This window comes from Kitasatospora sp. P5_F3 (assembly GCF_054049135.1).
The window spans coordinates 79,199-94,137 of sequence record NZ_JBFUMY010000016.1 but is presented as its reverse complement, the minus strand read 5'-3'; the positions used below and the strand labels follow the sequence as shown (position 1 = coordinate 94,137).

At 70.6% G+C, this 14,939-nt stretch carries 12 protein-coding genes and 2 pseudogenes; 9 read left to right on the top strand and 5 right to left on the bottom strand.

The window, feature by feature from the left end:
- Positions 1-23 precede the first annotated feature (23 nt).
- Genes ACXJMZ_RS13665 through ACXJMZ_RS13655 form a run of 3 tightly spaced genes read left to right on the top strand, consistent with a single transcriptional unit; the run spans position 24 to position 5,319 of the window.
- Positions 24-1,409, top strand: coding sequence for a lysine N(6)-hydroxylase/L-ornithine N(5)-oxygenase family protein (locus tag ACXJMZ_RS13665; RefSeq protein WP_457030287.1), 1,386 nt, complete (start codon positions 24-26; stop codon positions 1,407-1,409).
- A gap of 19 nt (positions 1,410-1,428) precedes the next feature.
- Complete coding sequence (locus tag ACXJMZ_RS13660) at positions 1,429-3,207, top strand: IucA/IucC family protein (RefSeq protein WP_457030286.1); 1,779 nt, start codon at positions 1,429-1,431, stop codon at positions 3,205-3,207.
- A 12-nt stretch (positions 3,208-3,219) separates the two neighbouring features.
- Entirely contained in the window at positions 3,220-5,319 is a 2,100-nt protein-coding gene (locus ACXJMZ_RS13655) for an ATP-dependent DNA helicase (RefSeq protein WP_457030285.1), read from the top strand.
- 64 nt (positions 5,320-5,383) lie between these two features.
- On the opposite strand, the pseudogene lexA reads toward ACXJMZ_RS13655, so the two are convergent.
- Positions 5,384-6,058 (bottom strand): annotated as a pseudogene (gene lexA / locus ACXJMZ_RS13650) (transcriptional repressor LexA); the annotation flags it as partial.
- A gap of 453 nt (positions 6,059-6,511) precedes the next feature.
- On the opposite strand from lexA, the gene nrdR reads away from it, so the two are divergent.
- Positions 6,512-7,003, top strand: coding sequence for a transcriptional regulator NrdR (nrdR, locus tag ACXJMZ_RS13645; RefSeq protein ID WP_457030284.1), 492 nt, complete (start codon positions 6,512-6,514; stop codon positions 7,001-7,003).
- A gap of 131 nt (positions 7,004-7,134) precedes the next feature.
- A complete protein-coding gene (locus tag ACXJMZ_RS13640) occupies positions 7,135-9,984 on the top strand; it encodes a vitamin B12-dependent ribonucleotide reductase (protein ID WP_457030283.1) in 2,850 nt (949 codons plus the stop codon).
- Between the two features lie 238 nt (positions 9,985-10,222).
- Here ACXJMZ_RS13640 and ACXJMZ_RS13635 read toward each other — a convergent pair whose 3' ends face one another.
- The gene (locus tag ACXJMZ_RS13635) at positions 10,223-10,600 is read right to left on the bottom strand and encodes a winged helix-turn-helix transcriptional regulator (protein WP_457030282.1); all 378 of its coding nucleotides are present in this window, start codon (positions 10,598-10,600) and stop codon (positions 10,223-10,225) included.
- Between the two features lie 70 nt (positions 10,601-10,670).
- Here ACXJMZ_RS13635 and ACXJMZ_RS13630 point away from each other — a divergent pair, with 70 nt between their 5' ends.
- Positions 10,671-11,333, top strand: coding sequence for a nitroreductase family protein (locus ACXJMZ_RS13630; RefSeq protein WP_457030281.1), 663 nt, complete (start codon positions 10,671-10,673; stop codon positions 11,331-11,333).
- Between the two features lie 917 nt (positions 11,334-12,250).
- Here the strand turns inward: ACXJMZ_RS13630 and ACXJMZ_RS13625 are convergent.
- Positions 12,251-12,703: a Pycsar system effector family protein gene (locus ACXJMZ_RS13625; protein ID WP_457030280.1), complete on the bottom strand. Its 453-nt coding sequence runs from the start codon at positions 12,701-12,703 to the stop codon at positions 12,251-12,253.
- Between the two features lie 121 nt (positions 12,704-12,824).
- Between ACXJMZ_RS13625 and ACXJMZ_RS13620 the strand changes: the two are divergent.
- Both ACXJMZ_RS13620 and ACXJMZ_RS13615 read left to right on the top strand, forming a co-directional pair.
- A pseudogene (locus tag ACXJMZ_RS13620) lies at positions 12,825-12,917 on the top strand (protein phosphatase); the annotation flags it as partial.
- A 131-nt stretch (positions 12,918-13,048) separates the two neighbouring features.
- Complete coding sequence (locus tag ACXJMZ_RS13615; RefSeq protein ID WP_457030279.1) at positions 13,049-13,477, top strand: hypothetical protein; 429 nt, start codon at positions 13,049-13,051, stop codon at positions 13,475-13,477.
- Here ACXJMZ_RS13615 and ACXJMZ_RS13610 read toward each other — a convergent pair.
- Positions 13,466-13,852, bottom strand: a complete 387-nt coding sequence (locus ACXJMZ_RS13610) for a GNAT family N-acetyltransferase (RefSeq protein WP_457030278.1) — start codon at positions 13,850-13,852, stop codon at positions 13,466-13,468. The genes ACXJMZ_RS13615 and ACXJMZ_RS13610 overlap by 12 nt on opposite strands.
- On the bottom strand, positions 13,849-14,646 hold the full coding sequence (locus ACXJMZ_RS13605; protein ID WP_457030277.1) for a helix-turn-helix domain-containing protein: 798 nt from the start codon (positions 14,644-14,646) through the stop codon (positions 13,849-13,851). Before ACXJMZ_RS13605 ends, ACXJMZ_RS13610 begins: the two co-directional genes overlap by 4 nt.
- A gap of 74 nt (positions 14,647-14,720) precedes the next feature.
- On the opposite strand from ACXJMZ_RS13605, the gene ACXJMZ_RS13600 reads away from it, so the two are divergent.
- A complete protein-coding gene (locus tag ACXJMZ_RS13600; protein ID WP_457030276.1) occupies positions 14,721-14,939 on the top strand; it encodes an RNA polymerase subunit sigma-70 in 219 nt (72 codons plus the stop codon).

The window sequence follows — 14,939 nt, the reverse complement described above, 5'->3', positions numbered from 1 at the left end:
GTCAACGCGAACGCTAGGACGAAATGGACAATCCGCAGCCCGAGCCGTCCGACGATCAGCCCGAGGCGTACGACCTGCTGGGCGTCGGCCTCGGCCCGTTCAACCTGTCCCTGGCGGCGCTGGCCGACCGGGTCAGCGGGCTCGACTCGCTGTTCTGCGAGGCCAGGCCGGAGTTCCGCTGGCACCCGGGGATGCTGGTGGACGGGGCCCGGATGCAGGTGCCGTTCCTGGCCGACCTGGTCTCGCTGGTCGACCCGACCAACCCGTGGTCCTTCCTGAACTACCTGCGGGACCAGGACCGGCTGTTCCCGTTCTACTTCGCCGAGCGCTTCCAGCTGGCCCGCCGGGAGTACGACCACTACTGCCGCTGGGCGGCCGAACGGCTGGTCAACTGCCGGTTCGGGGCCGCCGTGACCGAGCTGCACTGGCACCCCGGGCACCGGCTGTTCCGCGCGCTGGCCGGCGGCACCGAGGTCTGGGCGCGGAACGTGGTGCTCGGCGTCGGCACGGCTCCCGTGCTGCCGGAGGCGTTCGCCGCGCTGCGCGGCCACCCGCAGGTCTGGCACTCCGCCGAGTACCTGGACCGCAGGGCGAGCCTGGACCGGGCCAGGGACATCACCGTGGTCGGCTCCGGGCAGTCCGGCGCCGAGATCTTCCTCGACCTGCTGCGCAACCGGGGTGACGACGGCACCCGGCTGCGCTGGCTGACCAGGACCAGGGCGCTGGCCCCGATGGAGTACTCAAAGCTCGGGCTGGAGCACTTCACCCCCGACTACACCCGCCACTTCCACGGCCTGCCCCCCGCCGTCCGGGACCGGCTGGTGCGGGAGCAGTGGCAGCTGCACAAGGCGGCCAGCGCCGAGACGCTGGCCGAGATCCACGACCTGCTGTACGAGCGGACCATCGGCCGGCCGATGGATGCCGACCCGGTGGAGATCCGGCCCGGCACCGCCGTCACCGAGGCGCTGGCCGGGCCGTGCGGCGGCTTCGAACTCGCCTGCCGCCAGGTCGACTCGGGCGTCGAGCAGGTGGTCCGTACCGACGCCGTGGTGCTGGCCACCGGCTACCGGGCGGTCCGCCCGGCCCTGCTCGACCCGGTCGCCGAGCTGGTCGACTGGGACGAGCAGGGCCGGTTCCGGGTCGGCCTGGACCACCGGGTGGCCACCAGGCCCGAACTGACCGGCGGCCTGTACGTGCAGAACGCCGAACTGCACACGCACGGCGTCGGCACCCCCGATCTCGGGCTCGGCGCCCACCGGGCCGCCGTGATCCTCAACGCGGTGACCGGCCGGACCGTCCACCGGCTGCCCAGCCGGACGGCCTGGACCAGCTTCGCCCCGCCTGCCCCCACCGCTCCCGCCTTCCCGCGCCCGCAGGAGGGCACCCGTGCCACCCCAGTCACCCGCTGAACTCCTCCGGAGGGCCACCGTGCCGCAGCCTCCCGCCGAGCTCCACCTGCCACCCCAGCTCACGGCCGCGCACTGGCGGCGGGCCCGCCGGGCGATGCTCGCCAAGATGCTCGGCGAGTTCGCCTACGAGCAGCTGCTCACCCCGGTGCCGGACGGCGCCGGCTACCGGCTCGACCTGCCGGACGCGGTCTACCGGTTCACCGCCCGCCGTGGCGCGTACGGGAGTTGGCAGGTCGACCCGGACTCGGTGGACTGCCAGGCCGACCCCGACGGGGACCCGCTGCGGCTGCTCCAGCTGGCCCGGGAGGTGCTCGGGCTGCCCGGCGACACCCTGGGCCACCTGATCCGCGAGCTGACCGCCACGCTGCTCGCCGACGCCCGCCAGCTGGCCACCGAACTGACCGCCGCCGAGCTGGCCGACCTGGACCACGTCGCCCTGGAGGGACGGCAGACCGGGCACCCGTGGATCGTCCCGAACAAGGGCCGGCTCGGCCTGTCGGCCCGCGACCTGGCCATCTGGGCCCCCGAGGCCCGCAGCCCGCAGCGGCTGCCGTGGCTCGCGGTGCACCGGCGGCTGGCCGAGTTCCGGGGCCAACCGGATCTCTATGAACAGGAGTTGAGCCCGGAGTTCCGGGCCGGAGTGGGGGCGGACTACCTGCTGCTGCCGGTGCACCCCTGGCAGTGGGACGAGGTGATCCTGCCGCTGTTCGCCCCCTGGATCGCCTCCGGCGAGATCGTCCCGCTGCCCAGCGACGGCGATCTGCGGCTGCCGCAGCAGTCCGTCCGCAGCTTCTTCAACCTCAGCAGGCCCGAGCGCTGCACCGTCAAACTGCCGCTCTCGGTGCTCAACACCCTGGTCTGGCGCGGCCTGCCGACCGAACGCACGCTGGCCGCCCCCGCCGTCACCGCCTGGATCCACGGCCTGCGGGACGGCGACCCGTTCCTGCGCGACGAGTGCCGGGTGATCCTGCTCGGCGAGATCGCCTCGGTCACCGTCGACCACCCGCTCTACCGGGACCTGCCGGAAGTCCCGTACCAGTACAAGGAGTTGCTCGGCGCGATCTGGCGTGAACCGCTCGGCCGGTACCTCGCCCCGCACGAGCGGGCCCGTACCCTGGCCGCGCTGCTCCAGGTCGGCTCGGACGGCCGTGCGCTGGTCGCCGAGCTGGTCGGCCGCTCCGGCCTGCCCGCCCGGGACTGGCTGCGCCGGCTGTTCGCGGTGATGCTGCCGCCGCTGCTGCACTTCCTCTACCGGTACGGCACGGTCTTCTCCCCGCACGGCGAGAACGCCATCGTGGTCTTCGACCAGCACGACGCGCCCGCCCGGCTCGCGGTCAAGGACTTCGTCGACGACGTCAACATCAGCGACCGCGACCTGCCCGAACTCGACGGCCTCCCGGCCGAGGTGAGCGAGGTGCTGCTGCGCGAGCCGCCCGAGTACCTCTGCCAGTTCCTGCACTCCGGTCTGTTCGTCGGGGTCTTCCGCTACCTGGCCCCGCTCTTCGACGCCCAGCTCGGGGTCTCCGAGGCCGAGTTCTGGGAGCTGCTGCGCGAGCGGATCACCGCCTACCAGCGGCGCTTCCCCGAGCTCGGCGAGCGCTTCAAGCTCTTCGACCTCTTCACTCCACAGATCGACCGGCTCTGCCTGAACCGCAACCGGCTGCTGCTGGACGGCTACCGGGACCGCCCGCACCGCCCGCACGCCGCCGTGCACGGTGAGGTGGACAACCCGCTGCACTACGGCGGGACGACCGGGCTGCCACCGCAACAGAGCCGGATTGTCACCCCCACGTCGTAGGCTGGGCGGGCCATGACGAACGACTCCGCACCCCAGGCCCTGCCCGGCACCGCCGAGGCCCCGGCACCTGTCTCCCGCGCCGCGCTCCCCGAGCTGCTGCACGCCGCCGTGACGGCCGTCGGGGGCGTCGAGCGCCCCGGCCAGGTCGCGATGGCCGAAGCCGTCGCCGACGCGGTCGGCAGCGGCGAGCACCTGCTGGTCCAGGCCGGCACCGGCACCGGAAAGTCCCTCGCCTACCTGGTCCCCGCGCTCGCGCACGGGGACCGGGTGGTGGTGGCCACCGCCACCCTCGCGCTGCAACGCCAGCTGGTGGAGCGGGACTTGCCCCGGACGGTGGACGCGCTGCACCCGGTGCTGCGCCGCCGCCCGCAGTTCGCGATGCTCAAGGGCCGGTCCAACTACCTCTGCCTGCACCGCGCCCACGAGGGCACCCCGAGCGACGAGGGCGAGGGCCTGTTCGACCCGGTGGACGCGCTCGGCGGCCCGACCGGCAAGCTCGGCCAGGACGTGATCCGGCTCCGCGAGTGGGCCGACGAGACCGAGACCGGCGACCGGGACGACCTCTCGCCGGGCGTCTCCGACAAGGCCTGGGCCCAGCTCTCGGTCACCTCCCGGGAGTGCCTGGGCGCAGCCAAGTGCACCTACGGGCAGGAGTGCTTCGCCGAGGCGGCCCGCGAGCGGGCCAAGCTGGCCGACGTGGTGGTGACCAACCACGCGATGCTGGCGATCGACGCCATCGAGGGCACCCCGGTGCTGCCCGACCACGGCCTGCTGATCGTCGACGAGGCCCACGAGCTGGTGAACCGGGTGACCGGCGCCGCCACCGCCGAGCTCACCGTCGGGGCGGTCAACCGGGCGGTCAAGCGCGCGGCCCGGCTGGCGAACGAGAAGTCGGTGGACGCCCTCCAGGCCGCCGCGGAGAACTACCACGGCCTGATGGAGACCGCCCAGCCCGGCCGGGTCGAGGGCGAGCTGCCCGAGTACCTGGCCTACGCGGTCACCGCGATCCGGGACGCCGCCCGACTGGTCATCACCTCGCTCGGCGAGACCAGGGACAAGGCGCTCACCGACGAGGACGCGGCCCGCAAGCAGGCGATGGCCTCGGTCGAGTCGCTGCACGAGACCGCCGACCGGCTGCTCACCGAGTCCGCGTACGACGTGATCTGGATCGAGCGCAGCGACCGCTTCGGCCCCGGCACCGCCTCGCTCCGGGTCGCCCCGCTGAACGTCTCGGGCCTGCTCAGGGAGAAGCTCTACAACGAGCGCTCGGTGGTGCTCACCTCCGCCACCCTCAAGCTCGGCGGCGACTTCAACGGCGTGGCCGCCTCGGTCGGCCTGCCCGGGGACGGGCGGCTGCCGGACGAGCGCAAGCCCGACGAGCCCGAGCTGGTCCAGAACGAGGACACCCCGCCGTACTGGCGCGGCATCGACGTCGGCTCGCCGTTCGCCTACCCCAAGCAGGGCATCCTCTACGTCGCCCGGCACCTGCCCGACCCCGGCCGGGACCCGGAGCGCCCGGAGATGCTGGACGAGCTCACCGAGCTGATCGGCGCGGCCGGCGGCCGCACGCTGGGCCTGTTCTCCTCGATGCGCGGGGCGAAGGCGGCCGCCGAGGCGCTCCGCGAGCGGCTGGACCACAAGATCCTGCTGCAGGGCGAGGACACCCTGGGCGAGCTGATCCGGGAGTTCGCCTCGGACGCCGGTACCTGTCTGTTCGGCACGCTGTCGCTCTGGCAGGGCGTGGACGTCCCCGGCTCGGCCTGCCAGCTGGTGGTGATGGACAGGATCCCGTTCCCGCGCCCGGACGACCCGCTGATGAGCGCCCGTCAGAAGGACGTCGAGGAGCGCGGCGGCAACGGCTTCATGGCGGTCGCGGCCACCCATGCCGCGCTGCTGATGGCCCAGGGCGCCGGCCGGCTGGTCCGCGCGGCCGAGGACCGGGGAGTGGTCGCGGTGCTCGACCCCCGGGTGGCGACCAAGCGGTACGGCAGCTTCTTCAAGTCCTCGATGCCGGACTTCTGGTACACCGACGACCGTAACCAGGTGCGCCGCTCGCTGGCCGCGATCGACGCCTCGGCGGCGCCGGTCCGCCCGGTGCCCAAGCGCGGCTGAGGCGCCGTCAATGGGAAAGGGCCACCCCTCGGGGTGGCCCTTTCCCAGTTGTCCGTACGGTGCGTCAGAGGCGGCGGAGCACCGCGACGACCTTGCCCAGGATGGTCGCGTTGTCGCCCGGGATCGGGTCGTAGGCCGGGTTGTGCGGCATCAGCCAGATCTTGCCGTCCTCGCGCTTGAGCCGCTTGACGGTGGCCTCGCCCTCGATCATCGCGGCCACGATGTCGCCGTTCTCGGCCACCGGCTGGCGGCGGACGGTGACCCAGTCGCCGTCACAGATGGCGGCCTCGATCATCGAGTCACCGCGCACGGTGAGCGCGAACAGCTCGCCCTCGCCGACCAGCTGACGGGGCAGCGGGAAGACGTCCTCGACCGTCTGCTCGGCCAGGATCGGACCACCGGCGGCGATCCGGCCGACCAGCGGCACGTACGAGGTGGAGGGCCGCCCGGCCGCCTCGGCGGTGTTCGGACGGGCCACCTCGACGCCGCGCACCTCGTAGGCGCGCGGGCGGTGCGGGTCGCGCCGCAGGAAGCCCTTGCGCTCCAGCGCCATCAGCTGGTGCGCGACCGAGGAGGTCGAGCTGAGGCCGACGGCCTGGCCGATCTCCCGCATCGACGGCGGGTAACCCCGGCGCTGCACCGAGTCCCTGATGACCTCGATGACCCGGCGCTGGCGCTCCGTCAGCCCGGCCTCGTCGGTGCGGATGCCCGGCGGCCGCCCCGCCATGGAGCGGGTCGGGGTCGGCTGGCCGAGGACGTCGTCCTGGGCGGCGGAGTGCTCGATGGGCTGGCTCCGGCTCATGGTGGGGTCCACGCTCTCCTGCTCAGCGGTGCGCGCGGGGCGCTCCTGCACCGGGATGGAGGTCTTGGCTTCGACGGTGTTCACGGCGGTCCTTCCGACAGGTCTCCCTTTGCCCAGCTCAACTGGTGCCCCTATCGAAAGGTTGCGCCAAACACACGTTCGAGTGAATTTATTCGAGTCGGGCTGACTCGATCAAGACTCTGGGTGTACATCGCTTAAGTGTTCGACTTGCGCAGTCTATTTCACGGCTCGGAGAAATTTCACCCGGTAGCGGCGCGTCGGCTCCACACCACTACATGTAGGGGCCTAGGTTCTCCGGTGGGCCCACCCCTAGTGGTCCGTGTAGAGTGTGCGAGTCCGTTGCGATGTTGTCAGAGAGGGAGTCCCCCGGTGCACTGCCCCTTCTGTCGGCACCCGGACAGCCGCGTGGTCGACTCCCGGGCCAGCGACGACGGAAGTTCGATCCGTCGCCGCCGCCAGTGCCCCGACTGCGGCCGTCGATTCACCACGGTCGAGACCGCCACTCTGATGGTCATCAAGCGCAGCGGCGTGACCGAGCCGTTCTCCCGGTCGAAGGTGATCAGCGGAGTCCGCAAGGCCTGTCAGGGTCGCCCGGTCACCGAGGACGCCCTCGCCCAGCTCGGCCAGCGGGTCGAGGAGTGCGTCCGGGCTTCCGGTAGCGCAGAGCTCTCGACACACGACGTGGGTCTGGCCATACTCGGCCCACTCAAGGAACTGGATCTGGTCGCGTACCTGAGGTTCGCCTCGGTGTACCGCGCCTTCGACGATCTCGAAGACTTCGAGGCCGCCATCGCGGAACTCCGCGGTGAGCGTCCTCTCCCCACCGAGGACGCTGTCGCCGTCCTCTCCACCGCTACCTGACCGACCGGCCCGTGCCAGTCGTCCGGGGCGGTCCGGCGTGCCCGAAAACGGCCCGCTGAACACTGTCGTCCGCCTTCGGTGCCCACGCATACTGGGATATTGAGGGATTTGCGCAAGAGGAGAAGCGAGAAGTGACCGACACCACGAGCGGGTCTGCACGCGGGTCGAAGGCTGCCAAGGGGGCCGGCAAGGCTCCCAAGGGCGGCCTCCGGATCGAGCGCATCCACACCACTGCGGGCGTGCACCCCTACGACCAGGTCAGCTGGGAACGCCGCGATGTCGTGATGACCAACTGGCGTGACGGCTCGATCAACTTCGAGCAGCGCGGCGTCGAGTTCCCCGACTCCTGGTCGGTGAACGCGGTCAACATCGTCACCTCGAAGTACTTCCGCGGCGCGGTGGGCACCCCGCAGCGCGAGTGGAGCCTCAAGCAGATCATCGACCGGGTGGTGCTGACCTACCGCGCCGCCGGCGAGAAGAACGGTTACTTCGCCACCGCGGACGACGCCGAGGTCTTCGAGCACGAGCTGACCTACGCCCTGCTCCACCAGGTCTTCAGCTTCAACTCGCCGGTCTGGTTCAACGTTGGTACCAAGCAGCCGCAGCAGGTCTCCGCCTGCTTCATCCTGGCCGTCGACGACTCGATGGACTCGATCCTGGACTGGTACAAGGAAGAGGGGATGATCTTCAAGGGCGGCTCCGGCGCCGGCCTCAACCTCTCCCGGATCCGCTCCTCCAAGGAGCTGCTCTCCTCCGGCGGCAACGCCAGCGGCCCGGTCTCCTTCATGCGCGGCGCCGACGCCTCGGCCGGCACCATCAAGTCCGGTGGCGCCACCCGCCGCGCGGCCAAGATGGTCGTGCTGGACGTGGACCACCCGGACGTCGAGGCCTTCATCGAGACCAAGGTCAAGGAGGAGGAGAAGATCCGCGCCCTCCGCGACGCGGGCTTCGACATGGACCTCGGTGGCGACGACATCACCTCGGTCCAGTACCAGAACGCCAACAACTCGGTCCGGGTCTCCGACGAGTTCATGACGGCGGTCGAGAACGGCACCGAGTTCGGTCTGCGGGCCCGGATGACCGGCGAGGTCATCGAGACCATCGACGCGAAGAAGCTGTTCCGCAAGATGGCCGAGGCGGCCTGGGCCTGCGCCGACCCGGGCATCCAGTACGACGACACCATCAACCACTGGCACACCTGCCCGGAGTCGGGCCGGATCAACGCGTCCAACCCGTGCTCCGAGTACATGCACCTGGACAACTCCAGCTGCAACCTCGCCTCGCTGAACCTGATGAAGTTCCTCCGCGACGACGACTCGTTCGACGCCGAGCGCTTCGCCAAGGTGGTCGAGCTGGTCATCACCGCGATGGACATCTCGATCTGCTTCGCCGACTTCCCGACCGAGAAGATCGGCGAGACCACCCGCGCCTACCGCCAGCTCGGCATCGGCTACGCCAACCTCGGCGCCCTGCTGATGGCCACCGGCCACGCGTACGACTCCGAGGGCGGCCGCGCGCTGGCCGGCTCCATCACCTCGCTGATGACCGGCACCGCCTACCGCCGTGGCGCCGAACTCGCCGGTGTGGTCGGCCCGTACGACGGCTACGCCCGCAATGCCGCCCCGCACCAGCGGGTCATGCAGCAGCACGCGGACGCCAACGCCGTCGCGGTCTCGTACGACGACCTGGACGCCCCGATCTGGGCCGCGGCCACCTCCACCTGGGCCGAGGTGCTGACCCTCGGTGCGCAGAACGGTTTCCGCAACGCGCAGGCCTCGGTGCTCGCCCCGACCGGCACCATCGGCCTGATGATGGACTGCGACACCACCGGCGTCGAGCCCGACCTCGCCCTCGTCAAGTTCAAGAAGCTGGTCGGCGGCGGCTCGATGCAGATCGTCAACAACACCGTGCCGCGCGCCCTCAAGCGCCTCGGCTACCAGCAGGAGCAGGTCGAGGCGGTCGTCGCCCACATCGCCGAGCACGGCAACGTGGTGGACGCGCCCGGTCTGAAGCCCGCGCACTACTCGGTCTTCGACTGCGCGATGGGCGAGCGGGTCATCTCCGCGATGGGGCACGTGCGGATGATGGCGGCGATCCAGCCGTGGATCTCGGGGGCCATCTCCAAGACGGTCAACATGCCGTCCGTGGCCACCATCGAAGAGGTCGAGGAGATCTACTTCGAGGCGTGGAAGCTCGGCGTCAAGGCGCTCGCCATCTACCGCGAGAACTCGAAGGTCGGTCAGCCGCTCTCGGCGAAGAAGACCAAGGAGGAGGAGAAGGCCGCGGCCGCTCCCGCCCCCGTGGTCGAGTACCGCCCGGTCCGCAAGCGCCTCCCGAAGGGCCGCCCCGGCATCACCACCTCCTTCACGGTGGGCGGCGCCGAGGGCTACATGACCGCCAACTCCTACCCGGACGACGGTCTCGGCGAGGTCTTCCTGAAGATGTCCAAGCAGGGTTCCACCCTCGCGGGCATGATGGACGCCTTCTCGATCGCCGTCTCGGTCGGCATGCAGTACGGCGTCCCGCTGGAGACGTACGTCTCGAAGTTCACCAACATGCGCTTCGAGCCGGCCGGTCTGACCGACGACCCGGACGTGCGGATGGCGCAGTCGATCGTCGACTACATCTTCCGCCGCCTGGCGCTGGACTTCCTGCCCTTCGAGACCCGCTCGGCGCTCGGCATCCACTCGGTCGAGGAGCGTCAGCGCCACCTGGACACCGGCTCCTACGAGCCGATCGAGGCCGAGGACCTGGGCGTCGAGTCACTGGCCCAGTCCGCCCCGATCGCCACGCCGGTTCCCGTCCCGGTGGCCCCCAAGGCCGCCGCGCCGGCCCAGGCGCACAACTCCACCGAACTGATGGAGATTCAGCTCGGCCTCAACGCCGACGCCCCGCTCTGCTTCTCCTGCGGCACCAAGATGCGCCGTGCGGGCAGCTGCTACCTCTGCGAGGGCTGCGGCTCCACCAGCGGCTGCAGCTGACCCCACGCGGGTAGCTGAGCAGTAGCGCACGAAGGGGRCCGGCCGTCGGCCGGKCCCCTTCGCCGTGCCCGTGAGTTGCAGCTCACCCGCCGCGAGTCAGGACCGGGAGCGTCAGGATTCGGCGCTCCGGCGGAACCGCTTGGCGAGTGCCGGGTCCGCCTCCCACCACAGACCGCTCCCACCGTCGTTCTCCGCACCGGCCACCGTGTTGGAGCGTGTGTGGTCCTTCGTGATGACCTTAAGCGTGTGAGTGCCGACGAGCCCGTTCGATCTCGTTGATGTGGGTCTCGGTCCACTGTCGGAGTGCGGTGATCGGCCCGGCCAGGCTGCGGCCGAGCTCGGTCAGGTCGTACTCGACCCGGGGTGGGATGGTCGGGTAGACGGTGCGGGTGACGAAGCCGTCGGCCTCCAGGGCGCGCAGGGTCTGGGTGAGCATCTTCTGCGAGACGCCTTCGATGCGTCGGCTCAGGTCGGTGTAGCGCATGGTGCCTTGGAGCAGCGCGTCCACGACCAGGATCGTCCACTTGCCGGAGATGTGGTCAAGTACCTGGCGGGTCGGGCACTTTGCGGAGTAGACGTCGGCCGGCAGGCCGGAGGATTCCACTACGGTCTTCATGTCCGGGGAGAGTAACGCACTTTTAAGTGCTCTCTTCCTGATGGAGAGTCACTCCCCAATAGTTAGCGGCATGACACTTTCGGTCGCAGACGCCATCCGCACCCGCCGTACGATCCGCCACTACCGGCCCGACCCGATCCCGGCGGAGACCCTCACCTCGCTGCTGGCCCTCGCCGTCGAGGCGCCCACCAGCTGGAACCTGCAGGACCGTTCGATCGTCGTGGTGGCGGACGCCGAGGGCCGCGCCCGGCTGGCCCGCGCCACCGGAGGTCAGCCCCAGCCGCAGGAGGCCCCGGTCGTCCTGGTCTTCGTCGCGGAGCCGCAGGCCTGGCGCGAGGATCGCGTGGATGTCTACGACCAGGCGCGCCGCAACGGTGCGTGGAGCGACGAGTTCATCGCCGGGTTCTCCGCCGAGTCGACGGTGTTTCAGGAGGGCCTGGAGAAGCGAGGGCTGCTCCGCGAGTACGCGGTCAAGGACGCGATGATCGCGGCCTCCTTCCTGATGCTTGCCGCCACCGAACTCGGCCTGGCCACCTCGCCGATGAACGGCTGGGACGAGGCGCAGGTGAAGCAGGCGATCGGTATCGGCGACCGCGACGACCTCGCCATCGCCCTGCTGGTCTCGCTCGGCCACCCGGCGGAGTACCGCCCTCACCCGGGCCGCCGCGCCCCGGACCGCAACATCTTCCGCGAGCGCTACGGCGCGGCAGGACTGTCGGACCTGACCGGTTGAATAGCACCATGACGAGCGGCTCCCGCACCCGTGGCCCTCGGCAGCCGCCGGCCGTAGACATCACTGCTGAAACGCTGATCTGGTGTCCGGCATGCCAAGTCGAGCATCCGGCCTCGGAGTTCCAGCGAAACGCCGGCAGGCCGAGCGGCTTGCACAGTGAGTGCAAGAGTGCCGCGCGCCGACGGGCGCAGGTGCCCGATACCCGTGCAGCTCGGAACGCGGAGCCCAGAGCAGCCTGGCAGCGGCCCGAGGTCAGAGCGATCGCACTGGAACGGCAACAGGCGCGGCGGGCGCGACTGGGGGTCAACCATGACCTGAGCAGGTCGCGGCGGCGGCTCCAAGTCGTCTGGACGACTGGAAGCAGAGTGGGTGTGTCGACTGTGGGTACCGCGATATCCGGGCGTTGGACCCTGACCACTTGGACGCTTCGGAGAAGGTCGGCACTGTGTCACGGCTGGTTCAACTCTGTGTGGCGATGGACCGGCTGGTGGCAGAGCTGGCGAAGTGCGCAGTGCGGTGTGCACGTTGTCACCGTGCCCGAACCATGTTGCAACGGCCGTCGTTGAACCGCGAGGCGGAGCGGCTACCACCCTCCTGGCAGCGGCGTATTGAGCTGCAGGACCGAAACGATCGGCTCAAGCTAAGCCAGGGGTGCACGGATTGCGATTGGCGCGACTGGGCCAGGGGGCTCGACTGGGATCACGTGCGTGGCGTGAAGGTTGCGACGGTCTCACAGTTGGTCGCCGACCGTCGGCCGTGGTCCGAGATTGAGGATGAGATCGCCAAGTGTGAACTGGTGTGCGCCAACTGCCATCGGATCAGGACGTGTGAGCGCCGATCGCATGGATCCGGCAGCGAGCATCATGGCTGACCAGTCGCGGGGGCGAAGGTGCTGGTCGACTCAGTAGCGGGGCGGCTCAGGCGGTGGCGACCAGGAGAGTGGTCAGGGCCAGCAGGCCGAGGGACGCGAGCAGGCAGTCGATGGCGGCGCGGATCAGGCGGAACTTGTGGGCGGCCAGGGCCGCCATGAAGCGTAGGTGGTCGACCTTGTAGCCGACGACGAGCCGGGCGTGGAGCTGATCGTTGGTCAGGCGGGGCCAGGTGGTCCAGCCGCTGCCCTGGAGGCTCGGGCGGACGGCCAGGAGCAGGAGGGCGGTTGCGGCGAGCAGGGCTGCGGTGCAGAGAACGGCGGCGATGGTGGCGGGGGCCGTGGGGTGGAGGTGGGAGGCGGTCGAGGCCAGGGCGACCAGGGCCGCTCCGGACAGGGCCAGCAGGAGGCCCGCCTTGGCGTCGGCGCGGGAGAGGTCGGACTGCAGGGTGGTCACGACTCCGGCGATCCGGGTCTGCTGCTCGGGCGTGGTGGGTTCCATCGCGATTCTTGCTCCCAACGGGGCTCGCCGAATGGGCTGTTGGGAGATAGAACGTGGTCGTCGGAGGTGCGGTTCCGGCGGCGCTACGGTGGGCGGATGAGTGACGCCTGGCAGGTAGAGAGTGTTGCGGCTGCCGTCCGGGCGGCTGGTGCGGGGGCGGGGGTTGTGGCCGCCCGAAGTGGGGTGGGAGCAGCGGTGGTTGCGGTGGCCGGACAGCGGTGGTTCGTTGCTCGGGCTGCATTACCTGGCACGTAATCGACCCAGGGGCGGCGGACCGGCAGGCTGGGTGCAGGCCGCCGGGGAGGACCCCGGGAGGGCCCACCGACCACTCGGAGGTTGTTCGTCATGGCTGTGAACTCGCTTGCCGGTGCTGTCCGTTCGACCGACGCCGGGCAGGGTTGGCTGCGGAAGGTGCTGGCGCTGGACGCCGTGGTGACCGGCGGGAACGGGCTCGCCTACCTGGCGTTCTCGGGGCCGCTCGGGGAGCTGCTCGGGATCGACCGGATGGTGCTGCTGGACATCGGGGCGTTCCTGCTGCTGTTCGGCGCCGGGGTGGGGCTCCTGGCGAGCCGGCGGCAGCCGGCGGTGCCGGTGGTGAAGGGGCTGGTGGAGGCGAACCTGGCGTGGGCGGTGCTGAGCATCGTGGCGATGCTGGTGTGGTTCGAGCCGAGCACCGCCGGGATGGTGTGGATCCCGATGCAGGCCGCCACCGTCGCGGGCTTCGCGGTGCTGCAGTGGCGGGCGCTGCGTCCGGCGGCGCGCTCAGAGCGCTAGCAGGCCGGCGGCCGTCGGCCGGAATCCGCACCGGGCGTAGAAGGACTCCAGCTGCGGTTCGTAGTCGACGTGCAGCCAGTGGGCCCCGTGTTCGCGGGCCTGCTCGGCTGCGGCCCGTACCAGTCGCACCCCGAGGCCGAGCCGTTGCTCCTCGGGGTGCACGGTGGTGTCCAGGATGAAGGCGTGCGCCCCGCCGTCGCCCGCCACGTTGACGTATCCGACCAGTCGGGTGCCCCGGTGGGCGGCGATCCAGGCCAGGCTGCGGGCGAGTACCGGCGCGAAGGTGGTCGGGTGGTGCTCGGGCCAGGCGGCGGTGAACAGCTCGTTGAGGGCCTGGTCGGTCAGCGGTGGGCACACCGAGAGCGTGACGGTCACGGCAGCACCTCGCGCAGGTAGGACGCGGTCTCCGGGTCGGCCGGGAGGAAGGTCTCCATGGCGAGCTCGGAGACTGTCACGTCCATGGGGGTGTTGAAGGTCGAGATGGTGGAGAGGAACGACAGCACCCGCCCGCCGTGTTCGAACCGGAGCGGGAGGGCGAACGGGAACAGGGCGGAGGCGTCCTGCGACTCGTCCTCGGCGGGGGCGGGGTAGGCGCGGACCTCCTCGTAGAGCGCGCGCAGCGGTTCGGAGCGGACCAGGGCGATCTGGCGCTCCATCTGTTCCAGCAGATGGGCCCGCCACTGCCGCAGGTTGCGGATCCGGGGGGCCAGGCCCTGCGGGTGCAGGGTGATTCGCATGGCGTTCATCGGCGGGGTGAGCAGGGCGGGGTCGACGTCGTCGAGCAGCAGGGCGATACCACGGTTGGCGGCGAGTACGCGGTAGGTGCCGTCGACGATCAGCGCGGGGTAGGGCTCGTGGGCAGCGAGCAGCTGTTCCATGCCGGAGCGCAGGGCGTCCAGCGAGGGGTCGTCCAGCGGGGTCTCGGCGTAGTGCGGGGCGTAACCGGCGGCCAGCAGCAGGGAGTTGCGCTCGCGGACCGGGACGTCCAGGTGTTCGGTGAGCCGGAGCAGCAGGTCCTGGCCGGGGCGGGCCCTGCCGGTCTCGATGAAGCTGATGTGCCGGGCCGAGGAGTCGGCGCCCAGGGCGAGTTGGAGCTGGCTGAGGCCGCGCCGCTCCCGCCAGTCGCGTAGCAGGGCTCCGGCGCCGGTCTCGGTGGGCGTGGTGGTCATGGCACGACCGTAGCGGGTGCCGCCGAGCGTCAACTTTGGTTGACAAGCTGGAGATGTCAACCTATGTTGACGCTATGAGCGACACCAAACAGCTCGCGGCAGCCGCGAGCAGTCGTGACCCGGCGGTCGGCCTGCGCGCCGTCCGCGCCCTGCGCGACCTGGCGGACCGACTGGAGGACCTCCAGGTCGGGAACGCACGCGGCCAGGGCTGGTCCTGGCAGGACATCGCGGTCTGTCTGGGCGTCAGCAGGCAGGCCGTACACAAGAAGCACGCCAAGCGGGACGGAGGCTGA

Excerpts from the sequence above, each read along its gene's own strand:
- ACXJMZ_RS13665 (WP_457030287.1), top strand. The coding sequence starts at position 24 with ATGGACAATCCGCAGCCCGAGCCGTCCGACGATCAGCCCGAGGCGTAC.
- ACXJMZ_RS13655 (WP_457030285.1), top strand. The coding sequence starts at position 3,220 with ATGACGAACGACTCCGCACCCCAGGCCCTGCCCGGCACCGCCGAGGCC.
- ACXJMZ_RS13635 (WP_457030282.1), bottom strand. The coding sequence starts at position 10,600 with ATGAAGACCGTAGTGGAATCCTCCGGCCTGCCGGCCGACGTCTACTCC.
- ACXJMZ_RS13630 (WP_457030281.1), top strand. The coding sequence starts at position 10,671 with ATGACACTTTCGGTCGCAGACGCCATCCGCACCCGCCGTACGATCCGC.
- ACXJMZ_RS13625 (WP_457030280.1), bottom strand. The coding sequence starts at position 12,703 with ATGGAACCCACCACGCCCGAGCAGCAGACCCGGATCGCCGGAGTCGTG.
- ACXJMZ_RS13615 (WP_457030279.1), top strand. The coding sequence starts at position 13,049 with ATGGCTGTGAACTCGCTTGCCGGTGCTGTCCGTTCGACCGACGCCGGG.
- ACXJMZ_RS13605 (WP_457030277.1), bottom strand. The coding sequence starts at position 14,646 with ATGACCACCACGCCCACCGAGACCGGCGCCGGAGCCCTGCTACGCGAC.
- ACXJMZ_RS13600 (WP_457030276.1), top strand. The coding sequence starts at position 14,721 with ATGAGCGACACCAAACAGCTCGCGGCAGCCGCGAGCAGTCGTGACCCG.